This window comes from Janthinobacterium sp. PAMC25594 (genome assembly GCF_019443505.1).
Classification (GTDB): domain Bacteria; phylum Pseudomonadota; class Gammaproteobacteria; order Burkholderiales; family Burkholderiaceae_D; genus Janthinobacterium.
Map to the genome: position 1 here is coordinate 1829927 of NZ_CP080377.1, position 16213 is coordinate 1846139.

The 16213-nt window shown below is 53.1% G+C and carries 18 protein-coding genes; 3 read left to right on the forward strand and 15 right to left on the reverse strand.

Annotation, left to right across the window (positions count from 1 at the left end; translation table 11 throughout):
- Positions 1-669 precede the first annotated feature (669 nt).
- The 3 genes from KY494_RS08015 to KY494_RS08025 form a co-directional block, all read right to left on the reverse strand.
- The gene (locus tag KY494_RS08015; RefSeq protein WP_219890541.1) at positions 670-1188 is read right to left on the reverse strand and encodes a glycine zipper 2TM domain-containing protein; all 519 of its coding nucleotides are present in this window, start codon (positions 1186-1188) and stop codon (positions 670-672) included.
- Between the two features lie 737 nt (positions 1189-1925).
- Positions 1926-2537, reverse strand: coding sequence for a bifunctional 2-polyprenyl-6-hydroxyphenol methylase/3-demethylubiquinol 3-O-methyltransferase UbiG (locus KY494_RS08020; RefSeq protein WP_219890542.1), 612 nt, complete (start codon positions 2535-2537; stop codon positions 1926-1928).
- Positions 2538-2766: 229 nt separating this feature from the next.
- On the reverse strand, positions 2767-3171 hold the full coding sequence (locus KY494_RS08025) for an energy transducer TonB (RefSeq protein ID WP_219890543.1): 405 nt from the start codon (positions 3169-3171) through the stop codon (positions 2767-2769).
- 281 nt (positions 3172-3452) lie between these two features.
- Between KY494_RS08025 and KY494_RS08030 the strand changes: the two genes are divergently transcribed.
- Complete coding sequence (locus KY494_RS08030) at positions 3453-3746, forward strand: H-NS family nucleoid-associated regulatory protein (RefSeq protein WP_219890544.1); 294 nt, start codon at positions 3453-3455, stop codon at positions 3744-3746.
- 246 nt (positions 3747-3992) lie between these two features.
- Here KY494_RS08030 and KY494_RS08035 read toward each other — a convergent pair whose 3' ends face one another.
- The 4 genes from KY494_RS08035 to KY494_RS08050 all read right to left on the reverse strand — a co-directional run bounded on the left by KY494_RS08035 (position 3993) and on the right by KY494_RS08050 (position 9327).
- The gene (locus KY494_RS08035) at positions 3993-5294 is read right to left on the reverse strand and encodes a nitrate/sulfonate/bicarbonate ABC transporter ATP-binding protein (RefSeq protein ID WP_219890545.1); all 1302 of its coding nucleotides are present in this window, start codon (positions 5292-5294) and stop codon (positions 3993-3995) included.
- A 9-nt stretch (positions 5295-5303) separates the two neighbouring features.
- Positions 5304-7037, reverse strand: coding sequence for an ABC transporter permease subunit (locus tag KY494_RS08040; RefSeq protein WP_219891523.1), 1734 nt, complete (start codon positions 7035-7037; stop codon positions 5304-5306).
- A 13-nt stretch (positions 7038-7050) separates the two neighbouring features.
- The gene (locus KY494_RS08045; protein WP_219890546.1) at positions 7051-8379 is read right to left on the reverse strand and encodes a carbohydrate porin; all 1329 of its coding nucleotides are present in this window, start codon (positions 8377-8379) and stop codon (positions 7051-7053) included.
- A 366-nt stretch (positions 8380-8745) separates the two neighbouring features.
- Positions 8746-9327: a DUF4337 domain-containing protein gene (locus KY494_RS08050; protein ID WP_258194738.1), complete on the reverse strand. Its 582-nt coding sequence runs from the start codon at positions 9325-9327 to the stop codon at positions 8746-8748.
- A gap of 198 nt (positions 9328-9525) precedes the next feature.
- Here KY494_RS08050 and KY494_RS08055 point away from each other — a divergent pair, with 198 nt between their 5' ends.
- Complete coding sequence (locus tag KY494_RS08055; protein WP_219890547.1) at positions 9526-10053, forward strand: glycine zipper 2TM domain-containing protein; 528 nt, start codon at positions 9526-9528, stop codon at positions 10051-10053.
- A gap of 57 nt (positions 10054-10110) precedes the next feature.
- Positions 10111-10608, forward strand: a complete 498-nt coding sequence (locus KY494_RS08060) for a glycine zipper 2TM domain-containing protein (protein WP_258194740.1) — start codon at positions 10111-10113, stop codon at positions 10606-10608.
- Positions 10609-10857: 249 nt separating this feature from the next.
- Here the strand turns inward: KY494_RS08060 and KY494_RS08065 are convergent, their stop codons facing one another.
- The 8 genes from KY494_RS08065 to KY494_RS08100 form a co-directional block, all read right to left on the reverse strand.
- Entirely contained in the window at positions 10858-11343 is a 486-nt protein-coding gene (locus tag KY494_RS08065) for an arsinothricin resistance N-acetyltransferase ArsN1 family B (RefSeq protein ID WP_219890548.1), read from the reverse strand.
- 140 nt (positions 11344-11483) lie between these two features.
- Positions 11484-12038, reverse strand: a complete 555-nt coding sequence (locus tag KY494_RS08070; RefSeq protein WP_219890549.1) for a cysteine hydrolase family protein — start codon at positions 12036-12038, stop codon at positions 11484-11486.
- Positions 12039-12107: 69 nt separating this feature from the next.
- A complete protein-coding gene (locus KY494_RS08075; protein WP_219890550.1) occupies positions 12108-12311 on the reverse strand; it encodes a hypothetical protein in 204 nt (67 codons plus the stop codon).
- Between the two features lie 438 nt (positions 12312-12749).
- Positions 12750-13274, reverse strand: coding sequence for a hypothetical protein (locus KY494_RS08080; protein WP_219890551.1), 525 nt, complete (start codon positions 13272-13274; stop codon positions 12750-12752).
- A 135-nt stretch (positions 13275-13409) separates the two neighbouring features.
- Entirely contained in the window at positions 13410-13868 is a 459-nt protein-coding gene (locus tag KY494_RS08085) for a GNAT family N-acetyltransferase (protein WP_219890552.1), read from the reverse strand.
- A gap of 259 nt (positions 13869-14127) precedes the next feature.
- Positions 14128-14706, reverse strand: a complete 579-nt coding sequence (locus tag KY494_RS08090; RefSeq protein WP_219890553.1) for a hypothetical protein — start codon at positions 14704-14706, stop codon at positions 14128-14130.
- Positions 14707-14830: 124 nt separating this feature from the next.
- Positions 14831-15343: an NUDIX domain-containing protein gene (locus KY494_RS08095; protein ID WP_219890554.1), complete on the reverse strand. Its 513-nt coding sequence runs from the start codon at positions 15341-15343 to the stop codon at positions 14831-14833.
- Positions 15344-15621: 278 nt separating this feature from the next.
- Complete coding sequence (locus KY494_RS08100; RefSeq protein ID WP_219890555.1) at positions 15622-16011, reverse strand: hypothetical protein; 390 nt, start codon at positions 16009-16011, stop codon at positions 15622-15624.
- Positions 16012-16213 lie beyond the last annotated feature (202 nt).

A 16213-nucleotide genomic window follows, 5' to 3' on the forward strand; every position in this document is an offset into this window, starting at 1 on the left:
AGAGTGCTCTTTCAATCGAATCTTTGAACTGGCTCGCTGCTTGCACTATCGGAAGCCGTTTGGGTTTGAGAAGGGTTATGCACCTAGAGGGAAGGCCAACGGATATAACTGTGAATCGTATACGAGTTTGTTGGAGGAGAGGGCTCAACACCCCGCGGCCGACAGAAGTAAGAGCGCCAAGCGGGATACCAAGGGCGCACACTGGGCAGAAGCTAGAGGTGAGGTAGGAGTGGGCAACATCCGCTTAAAGTCTGGCTTACGGTTCTGGCGCAGTTGCGTGACCCAGAATGCTCGTGTGGTTTGGCAGAAAATATCGCTAAACCATCGGGTCAACGTGCGACGTTTGCAAAGTGCAAATGGTAGGGGGCACTTTGGCCCGAGGGATGTAACTTCTACAAATAAAAGAATGGATGTGCCGTCGCGAGAGCATTCCAGAAGCTATAGCAATGCCGACACCCTGGTGTATCCCGCAGCAAGCTTTTCGGGCTGGTTTGGATGTGGGTAGCGAATTTGACAGCCGTTTGTTTAATGTCAGGAAGCCGCACAGTGCGAAACTGAAGAACCACCGCTTTTACTATTTCGCCGACAACAAAAAGTGGAAACATCCGCCTTCCTTCGGGGCGGAATCGCGAGTCACCTGCCTGCCCCCGTCACGGGACGAAAGAATATTCAATAGTTCCCTTCATTGCGACGGCGGCGGTCGTCGCGGTCGTTGTAATAACGTTCCTCATCAGGAGCCTCGCGAAGGACACGCCCCTGTTCGATTACCACAGGAATTTGTTTCCGGTCAATTACCGTGCGGCATCGCTGAACCGTCCTGTAGCCGGCCGAATCCGAAGATATGCGGTCACCGGCCATTGCGCCGGCGATAGCACCTACCGCAGTGGCGGCTGTCTTGCCATTACCGCGGCCAATCTGATTTCCCAGAATTCCCCCGGCAATACCACCGAGAATGGCACCGCCGTAGCCCGAGTCTACCGATTGGACCGGAACTTGTTCATTCCAGCAATCCTGCCGAGGGGACTCGACGGTCCGATATTCGGTTCGTGGTTGTTCGAAGGTCTGGTATTCCGGCTGTCCAACGGTACCATATCGGGGCCAGGGCTGTTCCGCGGCCCGATATTGGGTGGCGCAGCCCGTCAAGGACAGCCCGAGGACAGCTATCCAGCCGAGTTTAGTTTTTTGCATGGGGGTAATCATATGAATTTAAAACGGTTCGGCAACCTCATCACCATCGCATCGATATCCTAAAAAATCGTTGGTTTGGGGCGCGCAGCATTGGTTGGGATTAAATTTAGGGATTCCATTTGGCGACACTGCCAACATATCCATCTACCGGTGGCCGCAACAATTTGATTCATTTCTTGCCGGGCCCCCTGTGAATGTACATGTGATGTAGTGTACGGACAGAGTAATACGCGCCACGTCAACTCGGTAGCCGTAGAGCTGTATCACTGGTAAGCAGTTGTAACTACTGAAGACGCCCGAAATTTAAGGACCGCTAGGTCGTCGCACCGAAGCTACCACACCAAAAATGTGCAATGTCGCAGCAACCGCAGTCGAACGCCTTACTCAGAGGGCAACGCCCGGTGTTTTTAGCAATCAGAGGCGAGTATGACGGGCTGGTACGAGCTGACCTACGCGCTGTGACGGCTTGAGTCATGGGAACCGGATTGTGCTTATCGCGACGGACGGATAACGCCCCAAAGCAGACATCGATGGTCATCGGTCATTGCGTAAGTCAGCGGAATTCGCTGCGTTAGCTCACGTACTCGGAGGTAGATAGGCGGCGCTGGGCGCCCTCTAGGAACATCATTGCCCACACTTACAGTTTGGTAATCGCAAGTTTGATTCCATCAGCCACAGTTACGTCGAACGGTATGCTCTTCACCGCAGTCGTAGCTTCTTCTTTCTCTTACAGTCATTTACCTGCGAAATGCCAGGCGCGTCCAACTCACACCTGCAATACGATTCTCTATCGAGACAGACTGCGTGCGAATGTTGAGAACAAGCTGTAAGCCTTGCAGCGCCGCCAGTTCGATGGTTTCCGCCGCCGTGACTTCAAACATGCGTCGACCGTTTGGAACTGGGCCATGGCGCAACGACATAATTATGATACCCGCTGCAGAGAGCAATGAAGCGATAACGGGCATCGCTCGGCAACGCTGTACTTCATCGAGGTGCATCCACACCGCCGTCAACATAATGACATCAAACGCCTCCTTCCTCGCTCGAAGGATTGACAAATCTGGAAGGCTATCGTCGAGCCACTCAATGCCATATTCCATGTGCAACTCGATACCAGGAGTACGTAACTCCTCAGTCGGTTCGACGGCAACTACTTGATGGCCCATTGCGAAAAATGCGGCCGCATCAGTACCAATACCTGAGCCGATATCCAATACTTTGCTTGTGACTGTAGGTATGAGGTCGAGAACAATCTGATGTTGGGACTCAAAAGATATGTTTTTCCACCGTTCCACCAGAAATCTGGCCTCTTCGGCGTAGCCCTCAGTACCACTGATTCGGGTGGACATCTGACGGCCTTTCTTCCGGCAGCGGAGGGAAATATTTCAGGCAATAGCTGGTCATTTTAAATATCTAGTATTCTGCATCACATTATTAATCTGCATTCCCGATGTCTTACCAACGTCCTACCGCTCTTGGCCGGTTGCTGTCTACCACCAATCAGGCCTATATGCCGGAACTATGGGCTATTGGCCACATTCGCGGCTAACAGAATTCTGGCTTCCTTAAAATTCCTTATCAGTCTTGAGTCCAAACGTATTGCAACAGCAACCATCCCTCGGCCGGACCACCGTCCGTCGTGCCAGGGATGAAGGAGCATTTGGAGATGCCCACACGCGCCGCCTCATCTAGTTCCACGTGACCGCTAGATTTGACAACCTTAGATTGTATAACGGCTCCATCGCGCCCAATTAGCAAGGCAAGCCTAACCGTTCCGGTTTTTTTTGCATCAAGTGCTTCCTTGGGCCACACCGGCTTAGCGCAGCTACTGAAATCGAGTGTACCTCCCTTGGCAGAACTGTCTGCGGTCGCTGCCGCGCAATGAACCGATAGGCTGGCTAGGGCTACGCCCGCCACTACGCTAAACGTTTTCTTGGCGCGGGGGACTAAGCGGTTGTGGAACTTAATCGATGAGCAAGGCATCAGCTGATAGTCCTTTTGAAAAATTCATTCTATGCGCCACTCAAATTAATCAACACAGTGTTGTCTGCTAAATGGATGCACCTGGTCGAATGCCGACGGTTATGAGCATGAACGACAAAAACTGCACCCATCAGCACGAGCATGCCGGCTCCAGTTGAATAAACTCACCACTCCACCTATAAACTGGGATAATACTCGTTCCAAGCTTACTTTTTTCATGCGCTTACGTTACATTGCGCGTATATTCAACCGTTTTAGCCACTTATCCCCTTGGAGACACTATGACATCGTACGCAGAGTATGTTGAACAAATCGCAAAATTGCAATCATTGGCCGAAGCTGCCCGCAAAGATGAAATCAGTGCTGCGATTCAGAAAATCAAGGAACTGATGCAGTTGCATGGAATTACCGCGGGGGACCTCGCCGCCGGAGGCCGTGCGAAGCCGGCAAAAGCCAAGGGCTCGGTACCAGCACAATTCAAGAACCCTGAAACGGGTGAGACGTGGACTGGCCGAGGCCGCGCGCCGCGCTGGCTTGATGGCAAGGACAGGGAGCAATTTCGTATCACGGGTTAAGGAGCGGGACTGGGTGCGAATACCTCATATCCGCGCTGAAGAGGCCTGAACATTGTTAGCACGGCATCTAACTGTCCATCGCGGTAGCGCACAAACATTACTTGTGTCACCACGCTCTGCGGGATACCGCGACAAGCCAAATCAAAGCGACAGGTTATCTAAGTTGGATAACACCATCGTGTAGATATTGCTGGCATTCGGTGTCGTTCAATTCCTCTTCGTCAGTGGTGGTCAGAACAGGCGAAATTACATTCCTTCTTGGTCAGGCAGCTTCAACCTGCCAGTGTGGAAATCATACTCGTAGACCTCCCCATATCGCCCCCATTCGACGGCAACTTCCAGCACTCGCTTCGCTTCATCCTCCTTCAAGAACTCCTCCAATAGTTCAATGAAGGGCTCTTCTGGTGAGGAACCTGTTGGCTCCTGTTCGAGTTGCTGGCGAATGCGTGCCGCCAAAGGAACATGGGTCAACAGCTGTTGCCCAAAGATTTCTTGTCGTAGCGGTCTATCGGCTTCTGCGTAGCGTTGGCCCAATGGAGTAAGCGAGATGTCCCCCTTTTCCACATAGGCTAAACCAAGTAAGCCCAGCGCTTCGTATGTCGGGAACAACTCCTCATCAGATAGTTCCGCTTCTTCTGAAAGGTGTGGCAAATCCGCTCTTCCGTTAAATGGCGCATCGGCGAGTAGGTCAAGGATGCTTTCAATACGGCTCACATCGGTTTCCGGCAAACGATAGTTGGAATGTGTCGCGAGAATAACTCCGGGGGGGGCTTCATGAATCGGGCGCATTGTCATCAGACCGTACACTTCGTCGATGAGGGCTCTGACCTGCGTTGAATCGACCGTGCGAGGCCGCGGTAGTTCGATTTTGACTTCATTGCGAATTCTTCCAGGTCCGCTCGATAGAATAATAATCCGGTCAGCCATCATGACCGCTTCCTCGATGTTGTGTGACACAATCAGAATACCTCTGGTTGGAATCCTGTTGCTATCCCACAGGTCCAGAATGTCGTTGCGTAGCGTCTCACCCGTCAATACGTCGAGAGCAGAAAATGCCTCGTCCATCAGCAATACGTCTGGATTGGTCACGAGCGCTCGCGCGATACCAACTCGCTGCCGCATGCCACCCGATAGTTCGCGGGGTAAAGCGCCACCAAAACCGGCCAAGCCCATCAGCTCCAGCATGGCGTCGGCGCGCTTTTCCCGCTCCGCGGGCGATATCCCTTGTGCTTCCAATCCAAGCTCGACGTTCTGCTGCACAGTGAGCCACGGAAACAACGCAAACGATTGGAATACCATCGCTATGCCAGTTGCCGGGCCGCGGATATTTTTGCCCCGGTATCTGGCTTTACCTGCATCAGCTGGAATCAGTCCAGCCATGATACGCAGCAAGGTTGATTTACCGGAACCCGACTTTCCAAGCAGCGCGACGATTTCACCTTTTGCCAATGAAAAATTAACATCATCTAGGATGAGACGTGGTGCACCGTCAGCGCTGCGAAAGGACTTGGCAACGCCATTCAGTTCCATCAGTATATTTTCTGTCATGACTCTTCCTCAAAGGCTACGGTCTTCGGCCAGCAAATACAGTTTGCGCCAGAAGAAGCGGTTCAACAACATCACGAAGACGCACATTACCCCTATGCCTAGCGCTATGCGGTGGAAATCGCCAGCGTCAGTCATTTGCTTGATGTAACTGCCCAGCCCATCCGCGACCAAAGTAGTCTTGCCCCAAGTTACATACTCAGCAACGATGCTGGCGTTCCACGAACCGCCACTGGCGGTAATGGCGCCGGTGATATAGGCTGGGAATACGGCCGGAAGATATACCCGCTTCCATTTGAGCCACCCCTTCAAACCAAGATTATCAGCCGCAAGACGCAACTCGTTCGGAATGGTCGATGCACCGGCCACGACGTTAAATAGGATGTACCACTGGGTGCCGAATACCATCAGGGGACTGAGCCAGATGTTCGGATTGAGCTTTAGCGTCACCAACATGTACACAACTACCGGGAACATCAGATTGACAGGAAATGCCGCCAAAAATTGTGCGACCGCCTGCACTCGTTGCGAATACTGGGGACGCAATCCTATCCAGACCGCAATCGGTACCCACACGACAGATGCCAGACCAATGAGCAGCATCACACGGCCGAGCGTAATCAAACCCAATACGACTACATGCGCCGCCTCCGCCCAGCCGACATCACTGTGCACAAACATCACGAGACGATAAACGGCCAACAGGGAAGCGGCCGGCACCAGCACGTCCCAGACACGCGCCGCGTACTTGCCGAGCGGGTGCGAACGCGTCTCGTCTGTGTCGCGCTCATGGCGCTGGCTAAACCAGCCCAGCGCGCCGCTCAGCTTCAGCCAGAATCGGTCGGTCAGCGCTCTTATCCAGCGGCTACGCCTGCCCCAGTCCAGCAGCCAAGAGCCCTGCGCGGTATCGCCCTGCGATTCTTCGAAGCGAAATTTGTCTGCCCAGGCCAGCAGCGGGCGGAAAAACAGCTGGTCATACAACACAATTCCGGCCAGCATGGCACAGATGGCCCAGGCAATGGCGCGGCCATTCTCCGCCTCAATGGCGACAGCGATATAGGCGCCAATACCGGGCAGCTTAATATCTTGCCCGGCCACTGAAATCGCTTCGGCCGCGACAAGAAAAAACCAGCCACCCGACATCGACATCATCATGTTCCACAGTAGGCCGGGCATTGCGAACGGCAGTTCAAGCCGCCAAAAGCGTTGCCAGCCCGACTGGCAGAATACCCGCGACGCTTCATTGAGCTCCGGTGGCACGGTGCGCATCGACTGGAACAGACTAAATGCCATGTTCCACGCTTGCGAGGTAAAAATCGCGAAGATGGCCGCACACTCGACGCCCAATAAATTTCCGGGAAACAATGCGATGAATGGCGCAATCGCTATGGCCTGGAAGCCAAGAATAGGCACTGACTGCAGGATATCGAGCAGGGGAATCATCACCTTTTCGGCCGCGCGGTACTTCGATGCTATCGCGGCGAAGACGAAACTGAACAGTAACGAACACGCCAGGGCTGTAAACATGCGCAACATCGTTCGCAACAAGTAATACGGCAGATTGACCGGGTCTAGTGAAATTGGCGTCACTTGGCCAACCGTGAAAGGCCTAGTCATCTGCATAGCACCAAACGCTGCCGCCGCCAGTACGGCGAGCACCAGGGGCAACAAAATCCAGTCCCAACGGTTGGGCGCACCAGCAAGTAGAGCACGTTCACCGCGGCGCGGGTTAAACAACTCGAACATCATGCGCTCCCGATTAGTATTGCGCGTGCAGACGGATGGAGCCGACGGTCACCGGACCACGGTCTCGGTTATAGGCGGGATTAGCAATCCGTTGATAGTCCAGGGTTACCCAAGCGGCTTTCGCGACTTTCGCGCTGTAGTACGCTTCCACTATTGATTCCGGTCGGTAGTTTAACTGTCCGTCTCCAATGAAAGCGCCATGCCCTCCGGCTGCCAAATAGTCCCTGTGTGCACTCGATAGTCCATTGCGAACCAGCGCGATGCCAACGGAATCATCACTGCGACTCCAGAGGCCACCTTTCAGAACTAGCCCGGTGGAAATCGAGCGTTCTATTTCAGTAAATGCGTAGGTTTCCGACGCTCCGTCGTTCCAACTTCCACGGGCGAAGACGCCGATATCGGATGTCAAATTCTGTTCGGCACTGATGCCAAAGCCGATTTTCGTACGTTCGGAGCGCACGCGCGACACATCTGGTATGCCGCCATGGCTACGAGCCTCGGCTAACGCATCTCGAAAGCTCCCCATCTTCGCCCTGTTACGAAAAGCCAACACACGGAGCTTACCGGCCTGTTCGCCTACTGTGTGAGTATGTTCCAACTCGATTTGGTCGCCATAGTGTTCAAAAACATGCTTATCGAGCGGCAATCCGTTTGATACGGCCGGTTGCATAAACCTTCCGGCGCGCAGCACCCAATCGTCATAAAAATACTCGACAGAAGCCCCCCATGTATAGCCACGCGCATCCGCCGCAAAGTCATAAGCACCGTGGGCGAGGAGCGCCCAATTCATAAACTGGGTACGCGCATCGTGCGCAAACTCATTGGCGTCGAATATATCAGTGACTGCAAGGTTACCGACGGTGATAACGACGCGCCGTTTTTCCACCATGCCAGCCAGCTGATTAACATCCGTCTCCACGGCTTCCTTTTCGCCGCCCAGTCCCCACGTTTGACGTAGGAATAGCCGAGCCCGGTAGAAGGTGGGATTGGGACCTCCCGTCTTCTGCTGCTCCCCGTTGGTCATGCCCCCCAGACCGGTCAGTCCGGACAGGGGTACGCCTTGGACCAACTCAGGGTTAACATAGAGTTCGCCGCCAGCCCAAGGACGCCAGCCAAGCGCCGCGGTGGAGCTGAATGAATACGATTTTTCCGTGAAAGGGCTCAGACTGTTCGTCCCGTTATAGGCGGCCGAGAACGAGGGTTTTTTCTGCCAGATGTATGTGGCTTGAAAGTGAGCGTTCCATGCTTCCTCGATAGTATCCTCGGCACGCGCCGAAATGGTCCAGCCTAGGAGCACTACTGCAATGAGAGCGCATCCGACCTTGTTTTCGTTTTTTGACATTGGCACCTCAACTTGAACTGAACGACTGACGGCAACGTGCTCCTACGCAGTCCGAACAGGTGCGCAGCGCAAAAAGCGCTGCCGAAAAATATGAAAAATCCTCCAATTATGGAATATTTTTATGACAGGGCAGTTACCATCACTCGGGATGATACTGCGGGCGCCTATTAATACGGCTAAAAATACGGCTAAACACAGGTTGCAAGCAGACACATAGCATGCATTACAACACATCCGCAGCGCAGTGAAAAACGGTGAAATCAGCAAGGCCCTGGCGACCGCACTGCACTGGAAAGACACAGCCAGTCTCCAGGAAGAGCGCGGGATAACAAGACACAAAGGCGGCTATCTAGGCCGCCCCTTACGCTATACAAACATCAGGAAACCGTCAGCAAAACACGCTACGCCCGCAATACCTATCGGGATGGAAGCCCACCAAATACGCCGAGCTTTCATCAGCCCTGATATGGAGTTAAGCAGAATCGATACCTGAAGGAAAATTACGGCAATACCAAATGGTTTGCCGTGTTGCTTGGCGGCATCGCGTTGTTGTTCAAGTTCGTGGGCGCGCGTTTGAATACCCTGTTTCTCACTTGCATAGCGACCGATGGCAGCGCGGTACTCCTGCTCTTTTTCCGCATAGGCGGCACTCGCAGGATTTCCCTTTGACAGTGCCATGGCCTGCAATTTCAGTTGCTCGGCTTGCAATTCATACAGATGCTGCTTGGTGCTTTTCGCCTGGTAGAACGACCACTGGTCCGAGGCCAGAGCTTGGCTTATCACGCTTTGGGTAGAGTACCCGCCACCTTTAAAGGTAGACAAGGTCGCGCACACCGCAAGGATTACCGTCGCAAGCGCCATCTTGTTGAGCCAGGGTTCCTTGATTTCTTCCGCCATCGCTTGCCTCTTCATTGAAAAAGCCAGCATTGTAGACGGCAGCGTCGACATGGGCCAGACGTGCTGCACATGCCGCGAACCTGGGTCTCAGCGTTCAGCTCCCATGCGTTCGCTGCGCACTTTGTCCTTAACTTCACGTTGTTTTTGTTACGTATGCTTACCCCGGAAACATCTTCCATACATCCCGTTAGCGGCTTCATCCGTTAATGGTCTATCAGCGCGACGTCAGCGCCATACCGGAGAACGAAAATGGAAACCACCGCCGCATCGAATCCCATCCATCCACTGATGGCCGCCGCCGCTGTCTCACTTACCTTGGTGAGCCTGGTTGGCGCCGCCGCGATTGCTGGGCTTCTGCCAAACTCTCATGGTGCAGCCGTAAGCAGTTCGACAGTAGATAGGACGAGCAGCGGTAGTGCCCCGCTGGCACAGCAGTCTGCACCGGCCCCAGTCGTGCGAGAGATTGTGCGATACAAAACCGTCGTGCACCATGAATATCCCCGTCGTCACGAGACCGCCTACGACAAGGACCGGGTCCAACTGGCTCAAGCTGACCAACCCCGGGATTATCGACAGGCGCCGGCATATCAGCAGCCCGCTCCGGTCGCCCAGAACAGCCCACTTGGCATAGGCATTGGCGCCTTAGTCGGCGGCTTAATAGGTAGTCACGTTGGTGGCGGCAACGGCCGCACCTTGGCAGCAATCGCGGGCGCCGTTGGTGGCGGCTACGCGGGCAACGAAATCGCCAAGCGTAACCAGTTCGCCGGCCAGCAATAATGTCGGACCGGCGTCAGAAAGAACGTAAGGAACCATCATAAAAAAAGCAAAATCAGCTTGGCACTTTTAGCCCTCGCCCTCCCAGCAGCAGCCTTTGCAACCGAATATCAGACAATTGAACGCCCTCGCCAAGAGTGCTGGAACGAACAAGTTCAAGTGCAGCAGCGTGGCTACGACGCCGGCGGCGCAATCATTGGAGGCATTGCCGGAGGTTTGCTCGGCAACCAGGTCGGCCATGGGAATGGCCGCACCGCCGCCACCGCCGTTGGCGCGATAACAGGCGCAATGGTCGGTGAGCGTATGTCGTCCCAGCCAAGCTACTCCACCCAGAGTGTGCAACGCTGCCGTACCGTCATCGACCGCGTTCAAGTGCCAGTCTATCGCGAACCACTCCAGGTATGGGTGGAGGAGCAACCGGTGTACGTGCCGCGTGCGGAGTACTACTACGTTCGGCCTGGCGAACGCGAACATCGGGAGCACTGGGACCACGACGGTTGGCATGAGCGGCGCCATGACCGAGATGAGCATCGCCACCACCACGAGGACGAAGACTAATCCATGTGGCCCGCCTACCTTCCACCAGCCAGCGGGCACCTTAAATATCTGTGTGGAAGACGCAGACCTGAAACGGTTAGCTTTTGGAACTCTTATAGTTTGCTCTGTGGCTGCTTGGCCTGCCCAGGCCGGCTTAGGGCTACCTGATTGAATCCGCAAGCAATTATAGTCATTGGCAGCTTGCGCCCCAAAGCGGACCTTCACATCACAAGTAATGCATTGTGAATCTGCACACTAGGTTTTACGCAGCTATCGCAGTTGAAGTTCCCAGTAGCCAACATCAATCCACCGTTCGAACTTACGCCCGACACGTTTAAAGTGCGCGACTTTCTCGAATCCAATTTTTTCATGTAGAGCCACACTCGGAAGGTTGGGTTGAGCGATGCCTCCAAGCGCCACCTGGATATCTTTATTACGTAACGTATCAATCAAAGTGAGATAGAGCTGTCGGCCAATTCCTTGACGCGCATATTCTGGCGCAACATAAACCGTAGTTTCTACCGAAAAACGGTACGCACTCCGGGCACGCCAGGGAGTGGCATATGCATAGCCAATAACTTTGCCTTCCCGCTCGTAGACATACCAGGGCAATCGCGCGCTCACACTTTTGATACGGGATGCCATCTCCTCTTGGGTTACAGCATCTTCTTCGAATGTAATGGTCGTGTTAAGGACATAGTGATTGTAGATTGCAGCTATCACGTTGGCGTCGCTAGGTATAGCTAGTCGTATCATGGAAATGGTTTGGATAAAGTTTGCGTTGACATGGATGTCTCCGTACTATTCGCGGGTTGAATCACTGAAGGCAAACGTTCGTTCGGAGCCCAACGACCAACAGGCCTCTTTTGACAAAGTGCTGACCGCACCCTTGTTTTTTATCCCAAGGTATGCGCTGCGTTCAATGCTTCGTCTGAGCTAATAATCGACGCATATTCGCCATCCAGATTGGCAAGCGCCATAGCGTGAACCTCTTCGGCGGAACGCTCTACACCGTTGAAATCGGTTTTCGCATATGCGTACGTGCCGTCTGGTACAACGAAGGTTTTGAAGCCCAAGTTGCCGGCTGTTCGCGCGGTACTCTCCACGGAGTTATTGGTACTAACTCCAACGATGACGACACTTGATTGTCCACGCACATGAAGCCAGCGGTCAAGCGCGGTGTTGATGAAGGCGTCAGGCACATTTTTCTCGACTACATGTTCGTTTGCCAATGGAGAAAGCTCCGGCTGGAACTCTACACCCGGTTGGCCTGGCCAGAACGACGAACCGGGCGTCCTGGAGATGTGGCGCACGTGAACCACTGGCGCTTTCCGAAGCCGCCATTCATTCAGAAGTCTCGCAATCGTCGCCTCTGCTTGATGATTATTCCTAACCTCAGCCTTTGGCCAAGTCATTCCTACTTGCATGTCAATGATTAAAAGGGTAGTCATATAAATTTCGCAAGTGTCTTAAACACAGAGAATCAGAGAGTTGAATGGCTGCTTTTGGCCGAAAGCGGCTTAACGACCCAACGCCTGCCATAATAACTTTTCGAACCTTTCTTGCGCAAAGTAGAACTTCTCCCGCACTGCTATCCATTTCTCTACATCCTCGTAGGACGGCTCAGCAATGGCCTGCAATTCATCCCAAGCATCATGATGAGCGTCTGCAGCAGCATTCGCCTCGTCTCGCGCATTGATTACAAATTCAGGTAACTGAGCCATACGATGACCTTTCTCGATGGGAGGCTGCTTCTGGCCGACAACGGCGAAATTATGGCGGATTGTTTCCCCGATTTATCCCCGAGGGATTCCCGGTTGTGCTAGGCCAATTATTGTTGATATTGCCTGTTATTGTCATGAAGAGATATTTGTGTGTGTCATATTTATCGCCAATATCCAGCTTGAAGTTTCCCTTCGATGCTGTCGCCTCAGCGTCTATTCCACACAAACATCCGACTGTATTGGCTCTGCAGCCACAGTCGTTTTTGAGAACCGGTTCGATTCCGGTGCGCAGACGAAAATCTTCTGAGGTAGCAACGTAGCAGAACGACTTTGAACCCAGTTTCGTTTCAACATAAATCATTTATATTCCTTTTTTTAAATCACAGTGCCATCAATTACGGCCGCTTTTGGCCGTTTACTGCCGTCTTGAGGCAAACTTCAACGGTTGATGGTAGTTACGAGCTGGTTCGCACGTTTCAACGATTGTGTATCGGTCGCGGGGAAATGTAGCCCGAACGACAATATCTGTGCTGGCATACCGTCAACTGTAAGGTTCAATTCGTAAAAAACAGGTTCCCCGTCACCGGCAGTAGAGACATATCGAAGCTGAACAAATTTCGGAACTTTCATAGTTCTATTTTGATGCGCCGCAACTTCCAACTTAATACTTTTCCCATCAGGTAGAGCTACGATAGGATGCATGCTTGAGAAACCACCAAGACTATCGTCGATTCGCCTTAAGGTGTACTCGGTGGTAGCGATATCTCCGGCCCCTTCCCCAGGTGCAAACATAGCCGCAGCGTCCCTGTAACGTTGATGCTGTAACGCATCCAGAAATTTATTGGCGACAGCGGTAGTGCTCACGTCACCGATTGTGGCGGCATTGGAAGCAACCGATGCGCAGAGCATAAGGGTGTAAAGGCTGAATAACTTAAATTTCATTCTCAATATGTCCCAATCCATGACAGTCACCTCGACTGCCATTCGATAAAATCGTCCGCTCTTGGCCGGCTGCTGTTGTTGCCAGGTATCGCCCCATTACAAACATTCAGTTTTCCAATAGTCGTCAGCTGCGGGCGGCGCTCATTAAGTCGGGTTTTACTTGATTAGTGCCAAGCAGTAAAAGCGGTCCGCTCCACTTTCTGGTAGTGGGTCCGGTCCACGAACCCATCCCAAAGACTCATACAGGTGAACCGCAGCCCCCATGTCGCCCCAAGTCTTGAGTTCCAGTTGAGTGAAGTTATGGATAACGGCCTGTGCTATTCCCTCGCTCAACAGCATTCTGCCGATGCCCTGTCCGTGCATGCTCGCATCGACGTGGAAGCCGAACAGCTTGGCGACAGCCCCTTCCATACGCTGAATTGCAAGGCAGCCGACTAGCTTGCCATCTACCTCTGCCACTAATTCGATTTCGTTAGGGGTGTTGGCTTGGCCAAGCGCACCAATGGCAGCATCTAAAGTGTCAAAATCCGCGATTAAACCGAAAGAAGCTAATGATTTCTGTACTACAGCCTTGGCACCGGAATTATCAATAGGAAGAGCTTTACGAATTGACATTGCTACCTCTTGAGTGATTCAGAGCAATGATTCTATGCGAGAGCTTTCCCCTATGTCGAGGGAGCGCCATTCCTCCCAGCCATCACGGACCGTCTGGTATTGGCCGAACCCGGCCGTTTTCCTCAGCATAGCAGGTCGTCAGTACAAAAATCTAGCGCGTCTCACGACAGGCTGGGTTCGCCCCGGAGCGGACCTTAGCACGGTGTCCTAGCAATCACATGACGCGCCGCTCCACATTCGCCCAACAGATTCTCTTGCGTCATTCGGGCCGATGCTCGACTTCAAACTCATCTGATTCCTTAACTTTCAGACCAGCTTTCTTCGCCATTTGAACAATCTCTGCCGATTTTTCCTCCGACATCAGCAGTGCGTAATACGCATCGTTTCCTAAGTCGAGATGAAGCAAACGGCCTCCCCTGGGTTTGACCCAGGAGGAAAACTCTAGCAGTGCTCTCGGAACCGTAGTACGTGTTCCGCCTTGCAGGTGCCAGGTTTCGTTAATTCCGGCAACGGTAAGCAGTTCGTTCGCCTGCCATTCCACTTCCTCAGTGGCCTTCCAGTCGACTTGCAGCAAAACCCACTTGCCCCGCCGCTGCCCCTCGTCGTCGAGTATGCCGCTCTCGATTGCTTCACTTGTTGTATCGCCGCGCCCTAAATGTGAAATTACAAGCTTGGTTAAGCGCTGACTTTCCTCTGTTCCCAACTGCGCAGTTATGGGAGTAAGGAAACGTCTTAGGGCTTGTTTAGCCTGTGTAGACGCAGAAAAATATTCTTTCAGAATCTGTGCGTCCGAGAGGTTCTCGTCTTCTTCAACAGGTGGCTCAGGTGGGGCGGTCAAGTCCCGTCCCAAAAGTTTGCTAAGCAGCTTAAGCATTGGCAGTTAGATAAAAGTTGTTTGAGGAGTAGTTCGTGATGTCCGCTTCTGGCCGATTTAGGCCGGAAAAGCAGGATTGTTGGAAAGCTTAGAAAGGAAGCGCCTCATATGCGGGTCGGTTCGCTCGAAAGGTACCAAACGGAAACCATCGTATCGATTGGAATTCTTCCTCATCATACTTAATCTTCGTTGTCCGGTCGGCCTTTACCACATACCACAGCGATACATCGGTGTGGTCTGCAGTCAAACCCACAGTCGTGGTTACGGTAACCATCAGAGGGGCATCAATGCGATGCGAGGAGACCAAGCCCAGTTCCTCCTCAAGTTCACGGATGACTGTATCACGCGGATGCTCGTCTCTTTCGACGTGACCACCAGGAGGTAACCAGAGCTGGGCGTTCCGATGGTCAACGAGTAGTACATGCTCATCATCCACCACCACGAAGTAGGACACTAGGTGTTTTGGCGGCGTTGCGGGCTTCGCTAAGCGGTACAATTCTTCGCCAGAATCAATCCACTCAAGTGCATTCGCAATTTGGCATCGTTCCAATTCATCCAACGGAATGATGGCGGTTAGTTCTTCTCGTATTTTATGACGCATCTTAAATTATTCTGCCTAAATCTTGTGCGGGCATTGGAAATGCATGGGAGTGGCTGCTTGTGGCGGAAAAGGGCCTGTCGCGGTTGGCGGCTCTCGCCTGCGGATTCAATCCGTCAACGCGACACACCGATTCGCCATCCTGGATGACCAAGAACTGCGAGTACATGAGCGATGCGGCGGCTAAAACCAAAGGTTTCGATGCAGGCCACGGAAAGGCCTGCACGACGAAGGCATCTGACTCATTATCGCGTTGCAATGCTGACATAAGATGGGATTGCTCAAGTAAGCTTTTCTTTGAGGAACGCAGCGATGTACGGCGTGGCTGCGGCCGCGACGGTAGATGCTGCGCCGGGGGCGATACCCATCCGCTCGGCTAAGGCTGCGGTCACCTTGCCGGCAAGCATACCCTCACCGCCGTCCAGCAACGATTTGAAGAAGCCGTCGCCTCTGACCAGTCCGGCCGCTAAACCGGCAAAAAAGTTCCGGCCCGTATGTTCCTCTCCCGATGTTTCGGACTGCTCTTGGAGGTGAGCGTGCGTCACATCTACCGCTTGGCTCAGCATTTGCTGAGCGTCGTCCGCATTGATACCTTGTGCTTCCAGCGCCTGGGTCGCTTGAGCCCCATGGTCAGACGACAGAAATTCCGAGATGAGTTGTTGCGCATCCATTTGAATACCTCTTCCGGTCAAAACTACTGTTAGGGAAAATTGGTAAATCGGAAGTTCAGAATATCCATGTTTAATACGCGGTGTCAATGGTGTAATTACGGATTATCCACTCGCATTACCCACACCGGTCACGTCGCAACTATCCCCAGCCCACAGACGACTGACCTTGCGCCTTGGGTGATGGTCCGCTCTGACGGGTTGC